The organism is Streptomyces tyrfis (assembly GCF_037034285.1).
Classification (GTDB): domain Bacteria; phylum Actinomycetota; class Actinomycetes; order Streptomycetales; family Streptomycetaceae; genus Streptomyces.
On sequence record NZ_JBAGJZ010000006.1, the window covers coordinates 109507 to 132416 of the forward strand.

The window sequence follows — 22910 nt, forward strand, 5'->3', positions numbered from 1 at the left end:
GGACGGCCGTCCGGCAGGCGCCGTTCCCACGAGCTGTCAGAGCGGCTCGATGCCCAGGAACGGCAAGCTCTTCAGGCTGCGGTCGCGGACCGCGGCGAGGGCGAGAACCACACCGGCGGCGCCGGTGGCGAGGTCCGCGGAGAACCTCACACCGCCACTGCCCGGCACGCGCAGCCCGCCGTCCCGCTCCACCAGGTGCAGCGGCAGCGGCCGCAGAAGGCCGGCGAGCGCCTCGCCCGTCTCGTCGACGCGGTCCCCCAGGGCGACCAGGGCCAGCAGCGCCCCGGCGCGTCCGGAGAAGACCCCGGCGTCGGCCATGAGCCGCACCCGGGCGCCGGCCACCAGGCCGGGGACCGCCGCGCGCAGCCCGGTGCTGTCGCGATGCCGCAGCACGGCGTCCGCGCCCAGCGCCACGCCCAGTCCGCCGGTGGCCAGGTACGGCAGACGGCGCTTCCCGTCCACCGCCTGGAGGGTTCCGGCGTCGTCCGCGGTGCACCGGGACAGGTCCCGGTCGACCGCCCGCTCGGCCAGGTCGAGCCAGGCGGGATCCCCGTCGGCCTCGTACATCCGGGCGAGGAAGACCGCCGCTCCGCTCCAGCCGCGCATCAGGCCCGCGGGCAGCGCCTCGGTGTGCGGGCTCGGGAAGAGCTCGTCACGGAGGCGGACGGCCGCGCGGCGGCCGAGCGCGGTGATCTCCTCGTCGCCGAGCACCGGGCCCAGCGCCAGGGCGGCCAGGCCCATCCCGGCGAGACCGGAGAACAGCGACGGGTCGGTGGTGGTCCCGAGGTCCCGGACCAGCGGCGCCAGGTTCGCCCGGGCGGCCTCGTGCCGTCCGCGCGCCGCCCAGTACCAGGCCACCCCGGTCAGCCCGTCCCAGAGTCCGGGCGACGCCAGGGCCGCGGCCTCCGGGCCCGGGTGGCCCAGCAGCCACCGCTCGCACTCCGCGGGCGGCTCGTGCCCGGCCGCGTGGAGCGCCCACAGGACGCCCGCGGCCCCGTGGGCGAGGCTCGCCGGACCGGCGGTGTTCAGGTACTGGTCCGGGTCGCCCGGGAACAGCCGGTCGTCGCGGGCCGGGTCCGCCGCCGCGGCGAGCGAGGCGCTCAACGGCCCGATGAGGTCCGGTGGATCGACCGGAGCCGCGGTGCCCGGCACCAGCCGGGCCGCGTCCGGGACGGATCCGCCGGCCGCGTCCGCGAGCGGTTCGAGCCCCATGGTCCGCAGGGTGTCGTCGAAGTAGTCCGCCGGCAGGCCGAACCAGTCGACCGCGGCGGCCGCGTGCTGCCGGGCCTTGCGCCGGTCCAGTGCGTACACCGGCGCCAGCGGCATGAACAGCCAGAGCCGCAGCACCGCGAGGGCGTACCGGTCGCGGAACCCGGCGTTCCCTGTCCTGGGCGCGAAGCCGGGGTAGGCCAGCGGCGGAGCGTCCGCCTCATCCAGCGGCGCCGCCATCTCCAGGTCCAGCAGCCGCACCGTCAGGTCGTCGTCCACCATGATGTTCCCGGGGTGCAGGTCCCGGTGGGCGATCCCATGGGCGTGCACCTCGGCGACGGCGGCCGTGACCCGTGCCAGGACGCGCTCGGCCTGCTCGCGGTAGGCGTCGACGGCGTCGGCCGCGGGAGCGTGCCGGATGAACGGGTGGCGACTCGCCGCCCAGTTCTGCAGATTGCTCCCCTCGGCCTTCTCCAGCGCGAGGTAGTGGTGCTCCCAGTAGCGGAAGGAGTCCACCAGGTCCGGCACGGCCGCCGCGCCGGCCAGCCGGCGGAGGACGTCGGCCTCGTACCGGGCCCGGTCGACGGCGTCCCGGCCGTCGCGGTCGACACCGGCGTGGGAGCGGGCCTCCTTGAGGACGACCTCGCGTCCCGTCTCCTTCTGGCGGGCGGCGTAGACGCCTCCGCCGTTGGAGAACTGCAGCGCACGCTCCACGGCGAACGGGAAGGGCTCGTCCGGGTCGGGGGTGCGCAGGGCGTGCTGGATCTCGTCGGGGGGCGAGATCCAGGACGGCGGCCGGAAGGGAACCGACCGCGGATCATGGACCAGTCGGCCGTCCGGACCGTGCATCGCGAGGACGCGCCGGCCGTCCGGCGTATACGTGTACCGGGTGGTGAAGGCGCCGTAGCGCAGGTGGACGGGGCTTCCGTCGCGCCAGCGGCGGTCGCTGAGCACATAGGGGCCGTCCTGCCCGGTCAGCAGTCCGTGCAGCGCCTCCAGCGTCGGGAGGAGGTCCTCCTCGGACGGGTAGACCGCGACGAACTTGCCGCTGGCGGTACGCGGAGCGAACTTGAGGTTGTACGCCTGGAAGACCGCCCGGCGGGCGAGGAACTTGAAGGCGAGCCCGTGCTCCAGACAGTGGTCCGAGACGGCCGCCAGGACGGCGGCGGCGTTCTCGGGGCGGGCCGACACATGGATCTTCCAGCCCTGCTCGGGCAGCGGCCGCCCGGTGGGGCGCAGGTGGCACCAGGGCCCCTTGAGCGTGCGGGTCCAGCCGTCCCGCTCCGGCACGGTGGCCGCGAAGTCCAGGTCGTCCTCCGGGAACCAGCGCTCGGGGGGTTCGAAGTAGTCGGGATCGGCAACGGAGAAGAGTTCTCCCGCCTCACGCATCCGCGCCCCTCCCCTCGGCGGCGGCGAGCGAGGTGGGCCCGCCCCCGGCCAGATAGTCGTCCAGCATCCGCCGCGCCCGCGCCTTGTCGTCCTCGGGAACGGACGGCACGTACTTCAGCCCGTCCAGGTGCTCGGTCTTCTTCAGCTCGGCCTCGTACTCCGAGCGGAGCATCGACCAGACGGTCGCGTCGTGGTACTCGCCGTCCAGGTAGTAGAAGTCGCGCAGGATTCCCTCCAGCACGAAGTTCCCGCGGATCAGGGCCGGGAGGGTGTAGGGGTTGAACGCCCCGGTGGTCAGCTGCACCCTGCGGGCGTCGTACGTCATGAAGAGGATGTCGATGAGCCGGACGATCGCCTCGCCGCCGTAGGCGCTGCGCCAGCGGCCGGGCTCTCCGACGATCACGGCTATCTCGAAGGACTGGTGGCTTCCGCGCTGCCGCCAGTTCACGAATCCCAGGGGGTCCCCGGCGTTCTCCTTTATCATCCGGAATGTGACGCTCCCGGAATAGTGAGCGGCGCGGAGTTCTTCGGGGCTCGCGATTTCCCGCGAGTCCCCGCTGAGGGCGGTTCCCTGTGCATCGGGCGCCAGCCACCCGGCCATCAGATCGAAGTCGCCGGGAGTCGGCGGGAGCAAGCTTATGAAACGCCCCTGCATTTCTTCCCCATCCCCCCTGTCTCAAGGCCCTTCGGCCCTTCGCGGCTTCAACCTCTCGGCGAGCCGCTGAAGAACCTAGATCTCGACGTTCTTTTCCGTCAAGCACGATCCGCACAAGTCGAACGGCCGGAAAGTCGAACAACGCGCCGCCCGTAAGAACGGGGGCCCAGGGTCTAAAACACGTTGACAGTTCGCTTTGCCGCCCGTGACGCTGGGCGCAGTAATCTCCCGCGCCATGACAGAAACGCGGCAGGTTTTAAGGACTCCGTCGTTGGCATTCGTGGGCGCCGGCCCGCGCACGACCGGCATCCTGGAGCGGATCGCGGCCAATTTCGCCGCCCTGTGGCCCGGCGGCGCGCTGCGGATCGACGTCGTCGACCCGTATCCGCCCGGCGGCGGACGCGTCTGGCGGGACGGCCAGTCGCCCCGGATGCTGATGAACTCCCGGGCCAGGGACGTCACGATGTTCACCGACGACAGCGTCGAGTGCGCCGGCCCGGTCACGCCCGGCCCGACCCTGTTCGAGTGGGCCGCCGGCCCCCACGCGCGGGAGACGCCGGTCGCCGGGGTCGCCGCCGAGGCCCGCTCCCTGGCACCGGACTCGTTCCCCAGCCGGCGCCTGGCCGGGGCGTATCTCGCCTGGTGCTTCGACCGGGCGCGAACCTCGCTCCCGCCGGGCGTGGAGGTCCACGACCACCGCGCCGCGGCGGTCGCCCTGACGGACCGGCCCGGCGGACGGCAGCGCGTCGCCCTCTGTGACGGGAGCTTCGTCGACGCGGACGTGGTGGTCCTCGCCCAGGGCAACATCGACGGCAGCATGGACGCCGCGCAGCGCCAGCACGCGTCGTCCGCCGCCCGCTGGGGCGGGGCCTATCTGCCGCCGAGCTGCACCGCGGACGTCGATCTGTCCGCCTTCCCGCCCGGGGCCGATGTGATCGTCTCCGGTCTCGGCCTGGCGTTCGTCGACCTGATGTCCCTGATGAGCGAGGGACGGGGCGGCCGCTTCGTCCGGGACGACGGGGGCGGCCTGCGCTACGAGGCGTCGGGGTCGGAGCCCGTGCTGTGGGTGGGATCCCGCAGGGGCGTGCCCCATCTGCCCAAGAACGGGCTCCGGACGCGGGGCGCGGAGCCCGGACCGGCCCGGTTCGCGACCGTGGCGAACTTCAAGGCGGCCCTGGCCGGCGCCCCGGACGGCCCGGCGCCCGGCGCCGGCCCGGCGCCGGCCCCCGAGGCGGACCCGGCCCCCGACCTGTGGTCCCTCACCGCCAAGGAGGTCGGCTGGGGCTACTACCGGGAGCTGTTCACCGGGCACCCCGGCCGGACCGCCGTGTCCTGGGCCGACTTCGCCCGGGCGTACGCCGAACTCCCCTGGGACGGACCGGAGTCGCGCGCGCTGATCCGCCGGTCGGTGCCGACGGCCGACGACCGGCTGGACCTCGACGCGCTGCGGCGGCCGCTGGCGGGCCGGCGCTTCCCGTCGGGGCGCGCGCTGGACGCCTGGATGCGCCGCCATGTGCGGGCCTCGGTCGACCGGGCGACCCGGCCGGTCCACAGCGCCTGGGCCGGAGCGGCGCGGGCCCTGTTCGAGGCGGGCAACGAGCTCGGCGAACTGCTGGTGTCCGACGGGGACGCGCTGGGCCCGGGCGGCGAGCGGGACATCGAGCGGATATCCGAGTTCAACAGCTTCTTCACGTCCGGGCCGCCGCCGTTCCGGCTGGAGCAGCTCATGGCGCTGTCCGACGCCGGTCTGGTCCACTTCCTCGGGGCCGGACTGCGGGTCCGCGCCGACGAGACGGCGGGCTTCTTCGCGGCCGCGTCCGACTCGCTCGCGGACGAGTTCCGCGGCCGGTACTTCGTCGAGGCGCGCCTGGCCGCGCCGGACGCGCGCGGCGGCGAGGACCGGCTGCTGCGCGGCCTGATCGCGCGGGGCCGGGCGACGGCCCGCCGCCCCGCGGACGCGGAGAACGCGTCCCGGCTGGTCGCGCGGGAGGGCGACTACCGGATCACCGAACCGTCCGGGGAACCGCACCCGCGCCGCTACGCGCTGGGCGCGTTCGCCACGGGAGGCAGCCTCGGCTCGTTCTCGGTCCCCGGCACGAACTCACCGTTCTTCCGGCAGAACGACGACGTGGGCCGCCGGCTGATACGGCAGCTCCGCGCCCTGAGGTCCGTCCCGTGATCCGCGGCCGCGGCGGGCCGGCGCGCGGCGCTTTTGGCCGGGGCGGTGCGCACCGTCCCGGCCTTTCCCCCTCACCGGGGGCGGGGCCCGCCCGGGGGCTGTCCCGTCATCACGTGCCCGCCGCGGACGACGGGACGGCCCCTACTTCTGGGCGACTCCCCGGTACAGGCCGTACAGCACCTCCAGCGCGCCCAGGGCCATCAATACGACACCGAGCTTGGTCAAGGTGACGACAGGCGTCTCTATGTCCCCGGTGAACTGCCAGAGCACCAGGCCGATGACGAAGGTGATGCCGCCGCCGACCAGCGCCTTGAAAGCCGGATTCATCTCATACCCTTCTGGCCCTGACGGGCCGGCTTCTCTTTTCGCACCTTGACCCCGGCCGCGGCGGCCGGTGAGACTTCGACCGCGCCGGGACGTGCGAGCGTTTCCGCACCCGACGGGCGGGAAACATCTTTCTTTTCCTTCTTCACTCCGATTTCCTCGGCGTGAATCCTTTCCAGGTCCTTCCGCAGGAGACCGACATGGCGACGTTGCAGGAAATAGCCGAGTGGTACCAGGAACGAGCGGGCCGGCACTGCGGCCACAGCGACTGGTTCGAGATCACCCAGCGGGACGTGAACGCCTTCGCCGACCTCACCCGTGACCGGCAGGAGATCCATGTGGACCCCGACCGGGCCGCGGCCGGGCCGTTCGGGGCCCCGGTGGCCCACGGCTTCCTGGTCCTGTCCCTGATCACCTTCCTGACCGACAGCCTGCTGGATCTCGACTGGTCCGAGGTGGGGCTGAACCACCGTCTGGACCGGGTGCGGTTCCGCGCCCCGGCCGTCGTGGGGCGCCGGGTGCGGGCCGGTGTGACCGTCGTCGGGGCCCGCACCCGGCCGCGGGACTACCTGGAACTGGTGCTGGCCGTCGCCATCGAGGCGGAGGACGGCGGTGTGGTGTGCACCGCGGAGCAGACCCGTCTCTACCGGGCCCGGCCCGATGCGCGGCTGCCCCGCTTCCCGTCGCCGGAGGCCGACGTCCCCCGGGTCCCCGGGCCGGAGGCCCACGCCTGACACCGCCCTTCCGCCGCGCCGCCGGCCGTCATCCGCCGTCGGGCAGGTCGTCCGCGAGAGCCAGTCTCGTCCCGACCTGCTCGGCGAACTCCCGCCACAGCTCGGCGTTCTTGCGGGCGGTCTCGACCACGACGCCGACCTGGTGCGGGGGCACCCGGTCGATGAAGTGCCGCCACTCGTGCGGGGAGATCAGCCGGGACTCGAACCAGCGGAGGAAGTCGCGCCCGGCGGTGCTCAGGCGCAACGACGGGTCCTTGCGCAGCAGTTCCAGCACGTCGATGCCGCTCTGCCGCGCGCCGGTCCGGCCGGGGGCCGCGCCGCGGGCGCCGACGGCCGAGGCCGCCGACCGCTGCCGGGGGACCGCGTCGAGCGTCGCCGCCCCGGGCCGGCTCCTGGCGGCGGCTGCCATCGCCTTGCGCTGGCGCGGCGGCACGGGGTCCTCGCCGCGCTGGACCCGCGCCCGCACGTCCCAGGCCGTCGAGATGGAGATCCCGGCCCGCTGCGCGATCTCCCGCAGCGGGGTGTCCGGCCTGCGGCGCAGCAGCTCATGGGCGCGCAGCCGGCCGGAGGCCCCGTTGAGCGGTCGTAAGCGGCCGTCCTTGCCGATCCGGACGTTCGACTGCGCAGACCCCTCGGTCGAACGTCTTCGTACCCCGGCGACGGTCCTGGCCGAGAGGCCGACGGCCTCCGCGATGATCCGGTCCGACCACTGCGGATGGCTCTCCATGATGCGCCGCGCCGCCGCGGTGCGCTCGGCGACGGACAGCGGCAGACCGTGGGTGACGTTGGTGTGGACGGCGAGCACGAACGCGTCCTTCGCGTCGCCCTCGAAGAAACGCGCCTCGATCTCCTCCTCGCCCCGCAGTTCGGCGGCAAGGACCCGGTGGATGCCGTCGATCACCCGCATCGACTCCCGCTCCACGAGGATGGGCGGCAGGTCCGCGTCCGAGTCGGCCAGGAGCCGCGCGTGGTCCTCCCGTCTCGGCGCGAGCCGCGGTGAGTCGGTCATCCGCAGCGACCGGATCGGGATTCTGACCGCGGCGCCCTCGCGGGCCCGGCGGACCAGTCGCGGTATCGCCGCGTCGGCGCCCTCCGCGGGCAGGGCGGATTGATCATGTACAGCGCTTGCCATTGAAGTACTCCCCCGCTGAGCTCAATCGACGATCCGATCCTTCCATCAGCGGACGGGTACGACACCCTACGAAAGTAGGAGAACCCTCCCATCAGGCAGAACGGGCGTCGGGCGGGGTGCGCGCGGCCGTTCCTAACCGGGGCGGCACAAGGCCGCGGGCCGTGTCCGGGGGCGGTCGCGCCCCGATTCCCGGGGCCGCCGCGGCCTGTGTTCCGGGGCCGGGCGCGGGCCGCACCCGGGGCCGCCGCGACCCCGTGGGCCGGACGTCCGCACCGGCGTCCGCCGTACGACGGCGGTGTGCGAACCCGGCCCCGGGGCCACTGCTTTAACCTTTATGCACCTCGGGTGACGGTGCGCGGAGGCTTGTACGCCGTGCGGTCCGCGCCGCCCGCGTCCTGCGCCCCGAGGGTGCTCCGCGTGCTGTGGACGCCCGGTGTGCTCTGGATCCCCGCGGCCCCGGGCACGCCCGGCGCGGTCCTCCCGGACGGGCCGCCCTGCCCGGCCCGTCGCACCGGGACGACCTGATGCACCGGCACGGCCTGGGCCGGCGGGGCCTCCCGGTCGATCTCGCACCAGATGCGCTTGCCCGCGCCCTCCGGCTGCCAGCCCCAGCGGTCGGCGAGGCCGTCGACGAGCTCCAGGCCCCGGCCGCCGGTGTCCTCCCCCTCCGCGTGACGCTGCCGCGGCGGGCGGCAACTGGCGTCCGCCACCTCGACCCGTACCGTGCCGGATCCGCCCGCCGAGCCGAACAGCATGCGCAGCACGGCCGGGCACCCGGTGTGGACCACCGCGTTGGTGACCAGTTCCGAGATCAGCAGGATGAGGGTCTCGGCCAGCGGCTCGTCCCCCCTCATCCCCGACCCGATCAGTCTCGACCGCGCCCATCTGCGTGCCCGTCCGACCTCCGCGGGATCCGGACCGACCTCCAGCTGAACCTGAAGCACCTGCACCGCTCACACCATCCGAACCGGCGGACACATCGCCTCGCGCCTCCTCGGGGTCACGGAACGTGACTCCCCTACGAGACAGCATGGTTGACGTACAGTCACCGCAACAAGCGCTTCGGGCATATTCCAGCGCGAAGGAGTACGCGTAGTGCATACTGTGCGACGCACATTGCGGGGAGTCGAACAGAAGCGCGTGGAGGCTGCGGGAATCTCCCGGGCGGGACCGGCGTCACCACCCGGAACACAGGCCGGACGACCTTTCGGGACCGGCGTCGCCACAGGGGCGACACCCGGATCACCCGGCACACCCGGTTCCAGAACCTCTCGCACCCCACGGAGGGTACCCGAGGCCGCCGCCGACTCCGCCCCGTGACGAATCCCACTGCCGGGACGGACCCGGACCCGGACGCGAACGACTCCGCTGCGTGACTCCGCAGCGTGAGGTTCAGCGGCTCACCTGCCCCCTGCCCAGGTCAGCCACTCGCACATTCCTGCGGGCAAAGGCCTTCACGGAACCCGACCGGCATCAGCACAGATCCGCCGCGAGGTGCTCCTCGGCGGCGTCCGCCGCGAGCCACTGCCCGGCCCTCAGCCAGGCCCGTTTGAGGTGCAGATGGACGTCCGCCTCCCAGGTGAAGCCCATGCCGCCGTGCACCTGGAGGCAGTCGCGGGCGTTGCGGACCGCCGCGTCGTCGGCGAGCAGTTTGGCCCCCGCGATCTCGACCGGGTCCCCGGTCACGGCCGCCGCGTAGACGGCGCAGCGCGCCAGTTCGGCCCGGACCAGCATGTCGGCGCACAGGTGCTTGACCGCCTGGAAGGAGCCGATCGGCGCGCCGAACTGCTCGCGCGCGCCGGCGTGCCGGACGGCCAGGTCGGTGGTGCGGGCGGCGCTGCCGAGCTGTTCGGCGGCGGCGAGCAGGGCGCCCTCGTCCCGCAGCCGGGCCCCGTCGGGCAGCGGCTCGCCGAGGGGCCGCGCGCCGGGTGTCCGCGCGCCGGGCCCGGCGGTCGTCGCCCCGGCGCCGTCGGCCGGGCCGGCGATCCGCCACAGGGGGGTGAGCGGGTCGAGGGACCTGAACGGCTCGGCGAACTCCCGTACGAGATCACGCAGTTCCTCCCCGGTCAGGGCGCACGCCTGTTCCACCGGGCGTTCGGGTGCCTGTTGCGTCGGATGTTCGGGGGGCTGTTCCCGTTCGGCTCCGGGGCCCAGCAGCAGCAGCCCGTCCACGTCCCCGAGGTGTCCCACCGGCCGGCCCGGCTCCAGCGCGGCGACCACCGCCGTGCCCTCGGCCGCGCCCTTCACGGCCCCGGCGGCGAGGTGGGTGGCGATCAGCGGTCCGGGGAGCAGCACCCGCCCGGCCTCCTCGAAGAGGAGGACCGCCTCGGGCAGCCCGAGTCCGGCGCCGCCGTCCGCCTCCGGCAGCCGCAGCGCGAAGAACCCGGCCTCGCCGAGCTCCCGCCACAGCCCGCGGTCCACCCCCGCGCCGGCGTCGAGGGCGGCCCGCATCCGGTCCCGGCCGAAGCGCCCGGCGAGGATGTCCCGTATCCCGGCGCGCAGCGCCCGCTGGTCGTCCGAGAGCTGGAAGTCCATGTCGGCTCAGCGCCCCTTCGGCAGGCCGAGTATCCGCTCGGCGACGATGTTCCGCTGGATCTGCGAGGTGCCGGCGGCGATGGTGTACGAGAGCGAGGAGAGCCGGTCCAGGACCCATTCCCGGTCCAGGTCGGCGCCGTCCGCGCCGAGCACCTCGGCGGCCGCCTCGTAGAGCTCCTGGCGGGCGTGCGAGTAGCGCAGCTTGAAGACCGAGCCGCCGGCGCCGGGCACGCCGCCCGGGGCGCGGCCGGCCGCGCCCGCCTGCGCCTCGCTCACGTTCCACTGGGTGAGCCGCCACAGCGCCCGGAACTCGGCGTTCAGCCTGCCCAGCCGGCGGCGCAGCACCGGGTCGTCCCAGCGGCCGTTGGCCCGCGCCCCGGCGGCCAGGGCGTCCAGGGTGCGGCGGCAGGCGACGACCTCGCCGACGAACGCCGTGCCGCGCTCGAAGGAGAGCGTGACCATGGTGACCCGCCAGCCGTCGTTCTCCGCGCCGACCCGGTGGGAGACCGGCACCCGCACCTCGTCCAGGAACATCTCCGCGAACTCGGTGGACCCGGCGAGGGTGCGCAGCGGGCGGACGGTGACGCCGGGGCTGTCCATCGCCATGGCGAGCCAGGTGATGCCGCGGTGCCGGGGGGCCGCCGGATCGGTGCGCACCAGCAGTTCGCACCAGTCCGCGACCTCGGCGTGCGAGGTCCAGATCTTCTGCCCGCTGACCACGTAGTGGTCGCCGTCGCGCACCGCCCGGGTGCGCAGCGAGGCGAGGTCGGACCCGGCGTCGGGCTCGCTGAAGCCCTGGCACCAGATCTCGTCGCCGCGCAGCACGGGCGGCAGCCAGCGCGCCCGCTGTCCGGCGGTGCCCTCGGCGGCGACGGTCGGCCCGGCGTGCAGCAGTCCGACGAAGTTCGCGCCGACGTAGGGGGCGCCCGCCCGTTCCGTCTCCTCCAGGAAGATCAGGTGCTGGGTGGGGGTGGCGCCGCGCCCGCCCGCGTCGACGGGCCAGTGCAGGCCCGCGTAGCCGGCGTCGTACAGCATCCGCTGCCAGGCGGTGTCGTACGCGCGCCGACCCGGCCAGTCGGCGGGGTCGGGCTTCGGGGGCAGCGTGGGGAGCACGGCGGCCAGCCACGCGCGCAGCCGTGCCCGGAACTCCTCCTCGGCCTCGGTGTACGCGAGATCCATCGCGCGCCTACCCGGCCGTCCCCGGGCGGCGGTCCCGGTCGAGGTCGAGGCCGAGCATCCGGATGGCGTTGCCGCGCATCAGTTTGTAGACGGTCTCGTCGTCCAGTCCCTTGACGTGGTCGAGCGCGATCTCCTTGGTGTGCGGGAAGGTCGAGTCGACGTGCGGGTAGTCGGTCTCGAAGGTGGCGTTGTCCCGGCCGACGACGTCGAGCGAGGCGACTCCGTGCTTGTCGCGGAAGAAGCAGCAGAAGATCTGCCGGTAGTAGTAAGCGGACGGCGGCTCGGGGATCAGGTCGCGCACCCCGCCCCAGGCCCGGTGCTCCTCCCAGACGTCGTCGGCGCGCTCCAGGGCGTACGGGATCCAGCCCATCTGGCCCTCGCTGTAGGCGAGTCTCAGCCGGGGGAAGCGCACCAGGACCCCGCTGAACAGGAAGTCCATCATCGAGGCCATGGCGTTGTTGAAGGAGAGGCCGGCCTGGACGGCGGGCGGGGCGTCCGGGGAGGCGGCGGGCATCTGCGAGCTGGACCCGATGTGCATGTTGACGACCGTGCCGGTCTCCTGGCACGCGGCGAAGAACGGGTCCCAGTACCCGGTGTGGATCGACGGCAGCCCGAGGTGGGTGGGAATCTCGGAGAACGTGACCGCGCGCACCCCGCGCGCCGCGTTCCGGTGGATCTCCGCGACCGCCAGCTCGATGTCCCAGAGCGGGATGATGCAGAGCGGGATCAGGCGTCCGCCGCTGTCGCCGCACCACTCCTCGACCATCCAGTCGTTGTAGGCGCGGACGCAGGCGAGCGCGACCTCCTTGTCGTGCGCCTCGGCGAAGGTCTGCCCGCAGAAGCGCGGGAAGGTCGGGAAGCACAGGCTGGCCTCGACGTGGTTGAGGTCCATGTCCTTGAGGCGCTCGGCCGGGTCCCAGCAGCCGGGCCGCATCTCGGCGCGGGTGATGCCCTCCAGCGTCATGTCGTCGCGGTCGAAGCCGACGGCGGCGATGTTCCGCTTGTACGGGAACTTCAGGTCCTCGTAGATCCACCAGTCGGTGGGCGGCCCGTCCGGATCCATCGTGATGACGTACCTGCCGCCGGTGTACTCCAGCTCCCCGATGCCCGCGGTGAGCGGCTGCCCGCCGGTCCCGGCGAGCCCGTCCGCCCCGCACACCCCGCCGGTCCCGCAGGGGCCGCCGGAGGCGCCCGCCCTGCTGCTGCCGCACCGGGTCCTCAAGGCGCTGCTCGGCGCCTGGGCGCTGGCCGCGTGCTCGGCGGAGGAGACCGACGCCGTCGAGGCGCATCTGACCGAGTGCGCCGCCTGCGCGGACGAGGCGCTGCGGCTGCGCGACGCGGTCGGCCTGCTGCAGACCGACCGCAGTCTGGACCTGGATCCGGCGCTGCGCTCCCGGGTGATCGACACCTGTCTGAGCCGCCGCCCGGCCGCCATCCCGGTGCCGGACTGGGCCGCCCCGTACGACGCGGAGACCGCCCGGCTCGACGCGCTGCTGCACGACATCGGCGGCCCGGAGTGGCACGCCCCGGTGCGGCTGAAGTGGTTCGAGGGCGAGGAGCGGGTCCACCGCAGGACCACGGTCGCCGGTGTCGTCGGCCATCTCATGACCGTCGACGGGCTGGTCGGCACGGCCCTCGGCCTCGACGTGCCGCTCGGGGACGGCGTCGCCGAGCGCGCCGAGGACTGGCCGCTGTCGCCCACCGCCCGCACGGAGCGCTACTGGTCCGCGGCGCGGCTGCCGCCCACCCGCTCGGTCCACGAGCCGTGGCGCGCGCAGAGCCACACCCTCATCCGGACGGTGTCCTTCGCCGGCCGCCGGGTCTCCGAGCTGTCGGTCTCGTACGGCGACTTCGCGCTGCCGATGCACGACGCGCTGCTGGAGCGCGCCTTCGAGTGCTGGGTGCACGCCGGCGACATCGCGGACGCGGTGGACTACCCGTACGAGCCGCCGTCCGGCGTCCATCTGAACCGGATGGTCGACCTCGCGGTCCGGGTCCTGCCCGCCGCGCTCGCGGAGCGTCGCAGGACGGGACTGGCCGGGCCCGCCCGGCATCTGGTGACGACGGCCGGTGCGCCGGGCCGTTCGCTGCACCTGGAGATCGAGGGCTCGGGCGGCGGCGACTGGTACATCCCGCTGGACTCCCCCGCCGCGTGCGGATCGCCCGCGCACACGGTGGCGCAGGTCACGCTGGACGGCGTCGAGTTCTGCCAACTGGTCGCCGGGCGCGTGCCTCCGTCGGACGCGGCGGCCGGACAGCAGGGCGACCGCGAGGCGATCCACGACGTGCTGTCCGCCGCCGCGTCGCTGAGCCGCCTCTGAGCCGCCGCCGAGCCGCCGCCGAGATAAACCGCCCCGCGGCCCGGCACACGGCGGACCCGCACGCCCGCGCGGGGCGGGACCGTGCGGGGCCCGGCGCGGCGGTGCGGGGCGGTGCGCTACGCGGCTACGCGAAGACCACCGTGCGGCGGCCGTTGAGCAGGATGCGGCGTTCCGCGTGCCACTTCACCGCGCGCGCCAGCGCCTGGCACTCCACGTCGCGGCCGAGCGCGACCAGTTGGTCCGGGGTGACGCCGTGGCCCACCCGCTCGACCTCCTGCTCGATGATCGGCCCCTCGTCGAGGTCGGCCGTCACATAGTGCGCGGTGGCGCCGATCAGCTTCACGCCCCGGGCGTGCGCCTGGTGGTACGGCTTCGCGCCCTTGAAGCTCGGCAGGAAGGAGTGGTGGATGTTGATGATCCGGCCGCTCAGCCGCTTGCACAGGTCGTCCGAGAGGACCTGCATGTAGCGGGCGAGGACGACCAGCTCGACGTTCTCCTTCTCGACCAGGTCCAGGAGCTCCGCCTCCGCGGCGGGCTTGGTCTCCTTCGTCACCGGGATGTGGCGGAACGGGACGCCGTACGAGGCGACGAGCTCCGCGAAGTCCGTGTGGTTGGAGACGACGGCGGCGATCTCGACCGGCAGCGCCCCGATCCGGGAACGGAACAGCAGGTCGTTCAGGCAGTGGCCGAACCTGCTGACCATCAGCACGACCCGCATCCGCTCCGACGAGCGGTGGATCTGCCAGTCCATCCGGAAGGAGTCGCCGATCGCGGCGAAGCTGGCCCGCAGCTTCGCCACGCTCACCGGGGCGTCCGCCGAGAAGTGGACCCGCATGAAGAACAGACCCGTGTCAGGGTCCCCGAACTGCTGGCTGTCCTCGATGTTGCAGCCCGTCATGAAGAGATAGCTCGACACGGCGTGCACGATGCCCTGCTTGTCCGGGCAGGAGAGCGTGAGGACGTACTGCTCGGGACCGGTCTCGGCGGTTCCGGTGGGTTCGGCGGGTTGTGGCGCGGTCATCCCCGTAGGGTGCCACATCGAAACCGGATCAGGCCGATCCGGTCAGAATGCGGAGCACGTCCAGGGAGCGCGGCGGCGTGTCCGGGTCCTCGCCGTCGTTGACGGCGAGCAGCACATGGGCCTCCCGGGCGGCGGCCACGGCCTCCGCCCAGCCGGGGTGCTCCAGATACGCCGACACCGGGGCGTCCGCGCCGGTCTGGTGCAGGATCCGCAGCACCCGCAGCACGGCGGCGTCGACCAGGGCGGCCTCGTCGGCGTCGCGGAAGATCGTGCCGACGTACTTCTCGGCGGACCAGTTGTCGAGCCAGGTGTCCTCGACCAGGCGGTACACGGCGTCGGTGACGTCGCCGTACCCTTCCCGTCCGGCCACCCAGCACTCCTGGTGGAAGACGGGGTCGGAGAGCATGTGCAGCGCCGAGCGCACATTGCTGCGCCAGCGCCACCACGGCATGTCGTTCAGCGGCATGCCGCCCATGGTGGAGGAGCGACGGCCGCGGCGGGAAGTGTTCGGCGAACCTTGCTGCACAGCAGTCGATCGTACGTTCCCTTTTCGGCGCGGTGCGTCGGCCCCCGCAATTCACCGGGACGTCACCCCGCGTTGCACGGAGCACACAGCGGCGTTACCCCGGGGGCGGAAGTCTCCTTGCCCATGACCGGACGGCGACGCCCCACCTCCCCCCGCCCCCGCGGGCTCCTCATGAGCGCGGTGGCGGCCGGGGCGTTGCTGGTCACCGGCTGCGGGGCGCTCCCTGGGGGCCCGGGGGACTCCAGGGAGCCCCTCACCGTGGTGACCTGGGCGCCCGAGGGCACGACGGGCCCGGACGCGGCGAACATGTCCGGCATGACCGCCACGGCGCGCGCGTACGCCCGCTGGGCCAACGCGCACGGCGGGCTCGACGGGCACGAGCTGCGCGTCGTCACCTGCGACGAGCAGGACACCCCGACCGGCGCCGGCGACTGCGCCCGGCTGGCCGTCGAGAAGAAGGCCGTGGCGGTCGTCGGCTCGTACAGCCGGCACGGCTCGTCGTTCATGGCGCCGCTGGAGACCGCGGGCATCCCCTACATCGGCGGCTACGGCGCCTCCGACGAGGAGTTCAGCAGCTACGACTCCTACCCCGTCAACGGCGGCCAGGCGGCACTCCTCGCGGGCAACGCCCGCCAGCTGGCGCGCGGCTGCGAGCGGGTGTCCGTGGTGCGGCCCGACACCCTGGGCGGCGACGGCCAGGCGTGGCTGCTGAAGACCGGCCTGACCAGCGCCGGACGCCCGGCGCCCGCCGACATCCGGGCGGCGGAGTCCGCGACGTCGTACGACGAGGCCGCCGGGCGCGCGCTCGACGCGGCGGGCCGGAGCGGCGGCTGTGTGACGGCCGTGCTCGGGGACCGCACGGAGACCTTCTTCGACTCGTTCCGGCGGCTGGAGCCGTCGTACGGCGAGGTCAGGATCTCGTCCGTCCTCGGCAGCGTCGGCCAGCGGATGATCGACAGCACCGGCGGCCGGAGGAGCCCGTTCGAGGGGGCGTACGTCACCGGCTGGTACCCGGCACCGGGTGACGCCCGCTGGGCGCCGATGCGGTCGGCGATCCGCGAGCACGCCTTCGGCGACAACCGGATCGACCCGGACGACACCGGCGTCCAGACCACCTGGGTCGCCTACACCGTGCTGAGCGGGATCGTGAAGGGCATCGACGCCCCGCGGATCAACGCCGGGAAGGTCGCCGAAGCGCTCAACCGCGGCCCGGAGGTCGGCACCGGCGGGCTCACGCCGCCGCTGCGCTGGCACTTCTCGGACACGCTCGGCTCGTCCGCGTACCCGCGCGTCGTCAACAGCCAGGTGACGTTCCAGGTGGTCCGCGACGGACGGATCGTCGAGGACCGGAAGGGCTTCGTGGACGTCGCCGAGACCCTGTCGGACGCCAGCGCCAAGGGCTGAGCGCGCCCGGCCGCCGGGCGCGCCGAGGCCCCGGCGGAGGACGGCCCCGCCCGGAAGCGGCCGGCCGTCAGAGGCCGGCCGCCGTCAGAGGCCGGCCGCCGTCAGAGGTCGACCGCCTCGCGCCGGGTCAGGCCGTACTTCGACGCGATCTCGTTCCACAGCTCCGACGCCTGCTTCTTCGCCTTGCTCGCCTCGCCGCTGCTGACGTTCGCCTTCTGCGTCTCGGAGGTCGTGCGGGCGTGGCCGTGCTTGCAGACCTTCTTGCCCTGCTTCGCCTGCTCGGCCCACGCCGCGTAGTGGTCGTCCGCGGAGGCGGACGCCTGCCACGCCCTGGTAAGGGCGTCGGTCAGCCGCTCGTGGTCCGGCAGCTTGTCGACGCTGAGCCCGTCGAGCCGGGTCACCAGATCGCGGCGCTGCCGGGCGGCGTCCTTGAGGCTGGCGACGGCCTGGTCCAGGTCCCGGCAGTTCTTGGTCTTCTCGACCGCGTCGATCACCGCGGAACGGCTGTTGCCGCTGTCCGCCAGCAGCTTGTCCAACCCCTCGGCCTGGGTCTTCGCCGGGTCCACCGCCTCCTTCTCGGCGGGCTTCTCGGCCGGTGCGCCGGTGGCCGCCACCGGCTGCTTGTCGTCCTCGCCCTTGTCGCCGCCGCCGCTCATCAGCGCGCCCGCGCCCAGCCCCACGACTGCGCAGCCGGCCACGACCGCGCCGATGAGCTTGACATGGGGCCGCTTCCTGCGCTCCCCGCCCCGTCCCGGCCCCTCGCCGGCCGGCTGGTACCGGGGCTGCGGGGCCGGCGGGACCGGCGGCGCCTGATGCGGCTGGTGCGCCTGCGGGGCGGCCCGGTGCCGGGACTGGTCGAGCTGCGGCATCTGCTGGGTGGCCCCGGCCGTCCCGTCCTCGCGGAACAGGTTGTCGAACTCGGCCGGCGGCTGCCGGTCGCCGGGCGCGCCGGGCCGGATGCCGTACGGGGCGCCGCCCGGGACCGGCGGGATGTACTGGGTGGCGGCCGAGTCGCCGCCGTACGCGGGCTGCTGCTGCGGCACGCCGTGGTCGAGGAACTGGGTGGCCTCCGCGGGGCTCTCCGGCGGCAGTCCGCCCGGCGCCGGCCCCCCGGGCACCGGCGCGATGTACTGGGTGGCGTCCGCGTCGCCGCCCGCGCCGGGACCCGCCTCGGGCGGCAGCGGCTGCGCGTACGGCTGCGGCTGATGCGCCTGGGGGTGCGCCTGATGCGGCTGCGGCTGGGGCTGCGCGTACGGCTGCTGCGCATAGGGCTGCTGGTGCTGGGGCTGTGCCGGGGGCAGCGGCTGCCCGTACGACGCCCCCTGGGGCGGCTGCCCGTACGGCGGCTGCGCCGGAATGCCCGGCTGCGACGAGGGGTCCTGGTGCGCCGCCTGCGGCCCCCAGGGCTGCCCCCACGGCTGGCCGCCCGCCGGGGCGCCCTGGTCCGCGGGCCCCCCTGGTATCCAGGGCTCTCCGCCACCCGCGGGCAGCACGACACCTTCGTGCGCGGGCCGTACAGCAGGGAGCTGCCGCTCGTCACCCTGTCCGCTCTGCGTCACCGGGACTCCTACGTGTGAACCTACGGAATCGTCGGCTCACGCTATCGGGTGGTCACCGCGGTCCGCCAAGCGTGTCCGCCGGCTCACCACCCCTTCACAGGAGCGGGGGCACGCGGGACCGGCGCGAGCGGTCGGCGGGCCCGGCCGCGACCGGCCCCGCGCCCCCCGTCAGGCGGCCTGGAGTTCCAGCCGCGCCCCGAACTCCCGGACCGCCGCCTCCTCCCCGTAAGGGACCAGCCGCTGCTGCAGGTCGTCCAGATACTCCGTGCCCCGGCTGGAACGCACCGCGGACAGCAGTTCCATCGCCCGGGTGCCGGTGTGGCAGGCCTGTTCCACCTCGCGCAACTGCACCTGGGCGGTGGCCAGGAGCACCAGACCGATGCCCCGGCGGCGGGCCCGGGACTCCGGATGGCCGTCCAGCGCCTCCTTCGCCCGTCGCGCGGCGGCCTCCGCCTGGCCGAGGTCGCGGTGGCAGTGCGCCAACTCGTCGGCGAGATAGGCGTGGTCGAAGTGGACGATCCAGTCGGGGTCGTCCCCGCTGTCCGGGTCGACCAGTTCCATGGCCGCCAACGCCCGCCCCGCCGCGCCTTGGCAGGTGCGGGCGTCGCCGAGCAGGGCGTGGCCGCGCGCCTCCGCCGCGTGGAACATCGCCTGCGCGCGCGGGGTGACGCGCCCCCGCGCCCCCTCCTGCGCTGCCCGGGCCAACTGGGCGATCTCGCGCGGGTTTCCGAGCTGTGCGGCGAGATGGCTCATCGACGCGGCCAGGACGTAACCGCCGTACGCCCGGTCGCCCGCCGCCTGGGCCAGCCGCAGCGCCTGGATGTAGTAGCGCTGGGCCAGCCCCGGCTGGCCCGTGTCGACGGCCATGTACCCGCCGAGTTCGGTGAGCCGGGCGACGGCGGCGAAGAGCTGCCGCCCGACCGACTCCCGGTACGCGCCCGAAAGCAGCCCGGACACCACGCTGTTCAGGTAGTGCACGAGGACCGGCCGCACGTGTCCGCTGCCGAACCGGTGGTCGAGGTCGACCAGCGCGGACGTCATCGCGCGGACCGCCGCCACGTCCGACATCCCGACCCGGGACCCGGCGGACCGCGCCACCTGCGGGTCGGCGCCGGTGATCAGCCAGTCGCGGCTGGGCTCGACCAGGGCCGACGAGGCGACCGCCGAACCGGACAGGAAGTCACGGCGGCCGACGTCGCTCCGCCACAGCTCGCAGACCTGCTCGATCGCGCCGATGACGGTCGGGGCGAACTGCAGGCCGACGCCGGACGCGAGGTTCTTGCCGTTGGCCATGCCGATCTCGTCGATCGTGACCGTACGGCCGAGCTTGCGGCCGAGCGCCTCGGCGATGATGCCGGGCGCCCTGCCGCGGGGTTGCTGCCCGCGCAGCCACCGGGCCACGGAGGTCTTGTCGTACCGCAGGTCGAGCCCGCGCTCCGCGCCGACCATGTTGACGCGGCGGGCGAGGCCGGCGTTGGAACATCCGGCTTCCTGAATGAGCGCCTGGAGCCGTTCGTTCGGCTGGCGGGCGACGAGAGGCCTGGCTGCCATGTTTCCCCCAGAGGCCGCAGTGATCGATGAGCGGATCACTGCCCGGCGATTGCACGGAAAATGCACACATCCATCGTGATCGTCACGTCCGTCGTGTTCCTTCCCATTCCTGTCGGCATATGACAGAGGCCGACCGTTCCGGTGCCGCCGCGAGCGACCGTTCCGGCGGCCCCGCCGACGAGCGGCGAGCGACCGCACCGGCCGTGCGGCGCACGGGCGTTCGACATCCGCCGGGCCGGCCGCCGCGGCACCGCCCGTACATGGCTACCCGACCGGCCGGAGGCCGTCCCGTACGCGCCCCCGCCCATGCATCCATGCGCCCTGCGGCCGGATTCGTACGCCGTGGCCGCACCCGTACGCCCGTGACCCGGAAGAGTGGACCGGCGACCGCGTCCGGGGACCGATCGGCGCCCTCCTCGCCGCCCGGCCGACGTCCGGACGCCGGCGGGCGCGGAGGCGGTCGTCGGCCCGTTCGCCCCTGCCCGCGCGCGCAGCGGCCGGCGCCCGGGGCCGCCTTTCGTAAGCTGTCCCCACAAACGGGGTCAACGAAAGGCAAAAACATGCAGGACCGGACCGAGAACGACAGAGACGTCCGGCCAGGGGGGTCGGCAACGACGGGCGGGGAGCCCACGGCGCCGCCCGCCGTTCGCGTTCAGGGGCTGTGGAAGCGGTTCGGGGAGCAGACCGCCGTCGCCGGGGTCGACCTGGAGCTGCCCGCGGGCAAGTTCATCGGCCTGGTGGGACCGAACGGCGCGGGCAAGACCACCACGCTCTCCATGATCACCGGGCTGCTCCGCCCCGACGAGGGGCGCATAGAGATCGGCGGCCACGACGTGTGGCGCGACCCGGTCCAGGTGAAGTCCCGGATCGGCGTGCTGCCGGAGGGGCTGCGTCTCTTCGAGCGTCTCTCGGGGCGCGAACTCCTCGCGTACACGGGGCGGCTGCGCGGGCTGCCGGGGGACGAGGTCGACAAGCGGGCCACCCAGCTGCTGGACGTGCTCGGGCTGGCGGGCTCCCAGCACAAGCTGGTCGTCGACTACTCGACCGGCATGCGGAAGAAGATCGGCCTGGCCGCCGCCCTGCTGCACAACCCCGAGGTGCTCTTCCTGGACGAGCCGTTCGAGGGCGTCGACCCGGTGTCGGCGCAGACCATCCGCGAAGTCCTGGTGCGGTACACCCACTCGGGCGCGACCGTCGTCTTCTCCAGCCATGTGATGGAGCTGGTGGAGTCCCTCTGCGACTGGGTCGCCGTCATGGCGGCCGGGCGGATCAGGGCCCAGGGTCCCCTCGCGGAGGTGCGCGGCGACGCGCCCTCGCTGCAGAACGCCTTCCTCGAACTGGTCGGCGCGGGCTCGCAGACCGCCGGTGAGTCCCTGGACTGGCTGGGCGGCGACCGATGAGCGTGCTCGACGCCCCCGCGGGCGCCGCCCCCGCCCGCCCCGCGACCGGGCGCACCGCGCTCGTCCCCGTCTTCGTCCGGCTCAAGCTGGCCCTGCTGCGCAACGGGCTGCGCCAGTCGGCGGGCCGGCGCGCCGCGTACATCACCTCCATCGTCTTCGCCGCGCTGTTCGGCGCGAGCCAGGTGCTGGGGCTGATCCTGCTGCGCGGGAACGCCCATGTCGCGTCGGTGGTCGTGCTGATGGCCGTGGTGCTGGCGGTCGCCTGGGCGGTGATGCCGCTGTTCTTCGCCGCCGGCGACGAGACGCTCGACCCGAGCCGGCTGGTGATGCTGCCGCTGCGGCCGCGCCCGTTGATCACGGCGCTGCTGGTGGCGTCGCTGGTCGGGATCGGCCCGCTGTTCACCCTGTGTCTGGCGGTGGGCTCGGTGATCGCGGTGGCGCACGGGGCGGCCGGTGCGGCGTTCGCGGTGATCGCCGCGCCGCTCACGCTGCTGCTGTGCGTGACCCTGGCCCGGGCCGTGGCCACGGCCAACACCCGGCTGCTGACCTCGCGCAAGGGCCGCGACCTGGCGGTGCTCAGCGGCCTGGTGATCGCGGTGGGCTTCCAGTTCGTCAACTTCGGCATGCAGCGGCTGGGCGAGGCGGGCGGCCTGTCCGCGCTGACCCCGGCGGCGGACGTGGTGCGCTGGGTGCCGCCCGCCTCGGCGATCGGTTCCGTGGACGCGGCGTCCCGGGGGCACTACGGGGAGGCGGCCGCGCAACTGCTGCTGTCCCTGGCCGCGCTGGCGCTGCTGCTGTGGCTGTGGCAGCGGAGCCTGGCGAAGCTGATGACGGCCCCGGACGGCTCCACCCTGGCCGCCGCCGCGCCGACCCGTGAGAAGGCCGGCCGGAACGGCTCGGGCCTCGCCGCGCTGCTGCCCGCCGGGCGCACCGGCACGGTGATGGAGCGCAGCCTGCGGTACATCGCCCGCGACCCGAAGACCAAGGCGTCCTGGGTCACCGCGCTGGCGGTCGGGCTGATCGTGCCGGTGGTCAACGCGATGCAGGGCCACGGTTCGGTCTACTTCGCCTGCCTGGCCGCCGGGATGCTCGGCGTCCAGATGTACAACCAGTTCGGTCAGGACACCTCCGCGTTCTGGATGGTGGCGCTGACGATCTCCACCGCCCGGGACGCGTACGTCGAACTGCGCGCGCGGGCGCTGGCGCTGCTGCTGGTCACCCTGCCGTACACGGCCGTGGTGACGGTGGTCACGGCCGCGATGGTCGGCGACTGGGTGGCGCTGCCGGGGGCGCTGGGGCTGTCCTTCGCCCTGCTGGGCGGGATGCTGGCGACGGGCGCGGTGGCCTCGGCGCTGTTCCCGTACTCGATCCCGCAGGACGGCGCGTTCAAGAACGTCGCCCCGGGACAGGCCGGGCTGGCCTGGATCTCGATCTTCGGCGGCATGCTCTCGGCGGGGGTGCTCAGCGCCCCCGTGATCGCGACGACCGTCTGGCTGAGCGTCACGGACCGGCACGAGTGGCTGTGGCCGCTGCTGCCCGGGGGCCTGGTGTACGGCGCGCTGCTGGTCTGGGCGGGCCTGCGGATCGCCGCCCCGCGCGCCGCGAACCGACTGCCGGAGATCCTGACGGCGGTCAGCAAGGGCTGAGGCGGCAGGCGCGGCGGGCGGCTGTGATCCGCCCGCCGCGCCCGTCGTCCGGCGGGCGGCCGGGTCCCGTTCGGGCCCCGCGGGCCCGCTCGGCCGGGCCGCGACCGGTCCGGGACCGCCCCGGGCCGGCCCCGGGCCCGCCGCCG

At 74.0% G+C, this 22910-nt stretch carries 18 protein-coding genes and 1 pseudogene; 6 read left to right on the forward strand and 13 right to left on the reverse strand.

Going from position 1 to position 22910, the window contains the following annotated elements; translation table 11 throughout:
* Positions 1-36: 36 nt before the first annotated feature.
* Positions 37-2598 (reverse strand): class III lanthionine synthetase LanKC, encoded by a 2562-nt coding sequence (gene lanKC, locus WA762_RS06740; RefSeq protein WP_335933747.1) that lies wholly within the window; start codon positions 2596-2598, stop codon positions 37-39.
* A complete protein-coding gene (locus tag WA762_RS06745; RefSeq protein ID WP_335933748.1) occupies positions 2591-3082 on the reverse strand; it encodes a GNAT family N-acetyltransferase in 492 nt (163 codons plus the stop codon). Before WA762_RS06745 ends, lanKC begins: the two co-directional genes overlap by 8 nt.
* Before the next feature lie 451 nt (positions 3083-3533).
* Here WA762_RS06745 and WA762_RS06750 point away from each other — a divergent pair, with 451 nt between their 5' ends.
* On the forward strand, positions 3534-5432 hold the full coding sequence (locus tag WA762_RS06750) for an FAD/NAD(P)-binding protein (RefSeq protein ID WP_335933886.1): 1899 nt from the start codon (positions 3534-3536) through the stop codon (positions 5430-5432).
* Positions 5433-5573: 141 nt separating this feature from the next.
* Here the strand turns inward: WA762_RS06750 and WA762_RS06755 are convergent, their stop codons facing one another.
* Together WA762_RS06755 and WA762_RS06760 are read right to left on the reverse strand one after the other, a co-directional pair.
* Positions 5574-5759 (reverse strand): DUF5708 family protein, encoded by a 186-nt coding sequence (locus WA762_RS06755; protein ID WP_335933750.1) that lies wholly within the window; start codon positions 5757-5759, stop codon positions 5574-5576.
* Entirely contained in the window at positions 5756-5905 is a 150-nt protein-coding gene (locus WA762_RS06760; RefSeq protein ID WP_335933751.1) for a hypothetical protein, read from the reverse strand. Before WA762_RS06760 ends, WA762_RS06755 begins: the two co-directional genes overlap by 4 nt.
* A 51-nt stretch (positions 5906-5956) precedes the next feature.
* On the opposite strand from WA762_RS06760, the gene WA762_RS06765 reads away from it, so the two are divergent.
* Positions 5957-6490: a MaoC/PaaZ C-terminal domain-containing protein gene (locus WA762_RS06765; protein WP_335933752.1), complete on the forward strand. Its 534-nt coding sequence runs from the start codon at positions 5957-5959 to the stop codon at positions 6488-6490.
* 28 nt (positions 6491-6518) lie between these two features.
* Here the strand turns inward: WA762_RS06765 and WA762_RS06770 are convergent, their stop codons facing one another.
* From WA762_RS06770 to WA762_RS06790, 5 genes and pseudogenes are all read right to left on the reverse strand, one after another.
* Complete coding sequence (locus WA762_RS06770) at positions 6519-7622, reverse strand: ParB N-terminal domain-containing protein (RefSeq protein ID WP_335933754.1); 1104 nt, start codon at positions 7620-7622, stop codon at positions 6519-6521.
* A gap of 332 nt (positions 7623-7954) precedes the next feature.
* Positions 7955-8572 (reverse strand): ATP-binding protein, encoded by a 618-nt coding sequence (locus WA762_RS06775; protein ID WP_335933756.1) that lies wholly within the window; start codon positions 8570-8572, stop codon positions 7955-7957.
* A gap of 523 nt (positions 8573-9095) precedes the next feature.
* Positions 9096-10157: an acyl-CoA dehydrogenase family protein gene (locus WA762_RS06780; protein WP_335933757.1), complete on the reverse strand. Its 1062-nt coding sequence runs from the start codon at positions 10155-10157 to the stop codon at positions 9096-9098.
* Positions 10158-10163: 6 nt separating this feature from the next.
* A complete protein-coding gene (locus WA762_RS06785; RefSeq protein WP_335933758.1) occupies positions 10164-11336 on the reverse strand; it encodes an acyl-CoA dehydrogenase family protein in 1173 nt (390 codons plus the stop codon).
* A 7-nt stretch (positions 11337-11343) separates the two neighbouring features.
* Positions 11344-12465: pseudogene (locus WA762_RS06790) on the reverse strand (amidohydrolase family protein); the annotation flags it as partial.
* On the opposite strand from WA762_RS06790, the gene WA762_RS06795 reads away from it, so the two are divergent.
* A complete protein-coding gene (locus WA762_RS06795; RefSeq protein ID WP_443080534.1) occupies positions 12440-13657 on the forward strand; it encodes a zf-HC2 domain-containing protein in 1218 nt (405 codons plus the stop codon). The pseudogene WA762_RS06790 and the gene WA762_RS06795 overlap by 26 nt on opposite strands.
* A gap of 124 nt (positions 13658-13781) precedes the next feature.
* Here the strand turns inward: WA762_RS06795 and purU are convergent, their stop codons facing one another.
* Complete coding sequence (purU, locus tag WA762_RS06800; protein ID WP_335933760.1) at positions 13782-14678, reverse strand: formyltetrahydrofolate deformylase; 897 nt, start codon at positions 14676-14678, stop codon at positions 13782-13784.
* Positions 14679-14706: 28 nt separating this feature from the next.
* Positions 14707-15153: an SCO4402 family protein gene (locus tag WA762_RS06805; protein ID WP_443080539.1), complete on the reverse strand. Its 447-nt coding sequence runs from the start codon at positions 15151-15153 to the stop codon at positions 14707-14709.
* A gap of 174 nt (positions 15154-15327) precedes the next feature.
* Here WA762_RS06805 and WA762_RS06810 point away from each other — a divergent pair, with 174 nt between their 5' ends.
* Positions 15328-16608: an ABC transporter substrate-binding protein gene (locus WA762_RS06810; RefSeq protein WP_335933764.1), complete on the forward strand. Its 1281-nt coding sequence runs from the start codon at positions 15328-15330 to the stop codon at positions 16606-16608.
* 101 nt (positions 16609-16709) lie between these two features.
* Here WA762_RS06810 and WA762_RS06815 read toward each other — a convergent pair whose 3' ends face one another.
* Both WA762_RS06815 and WA762_RS06820 read right to left on the reverse strand, forming a co-directional pair.
* The gene (locus tag WA762_RS06815) at positions 16710-18167 is read right to left on the reverse strand and encodes a hypothetical protein (protein ID WP_335933765.1); all 1458 of its coding nucleotides are present in this window, start codon (positions 18165-18167) and stop codon (positions 16710-16712) included.
* A gap of 168 nt (positions 18168-18335) precedes the next feature.
* Positions 18336-19718: a transcriptional regulator gene (locus WA762_RS06820; RefSeq protein ID WP_335933766.1), complete on the reverse strand. Its 1383-nt coding sequence runs from the start codon at positions 19716-19718 to the stop codon at positions 18336-18338.
* A gap of 560 nt (positions 19719-20278) precedes the next feature.
* Between WA762_RS06820 and WA762_RS06825 the strand changes: the two genes are divergently transcribed.
* Complete coding sequence (locus tag WA762_RS06825; RefSeq protein WP_335933767.1) at positions 20279-21118, forward strand: ABC transporter ATP-binding protein; 840 nt, start codon at positions 20279-20281, stop codon at positions 21116-21118.
* Positions 21115-22764, forward strand: coding sequence for a transporter (locus WA762_RS06830; protein ID WP_335933768.1), 1650 nt, complete (start codon positions 21115-21117; stop codon positions 22762-22764). The genes WA762_RS06825 and WA762_RS06830 overlap by 4 nt, the downstream gene beginning before the upstream one ends.
* Positions 22765-22910: the final 146 nt, after the last annotated feature.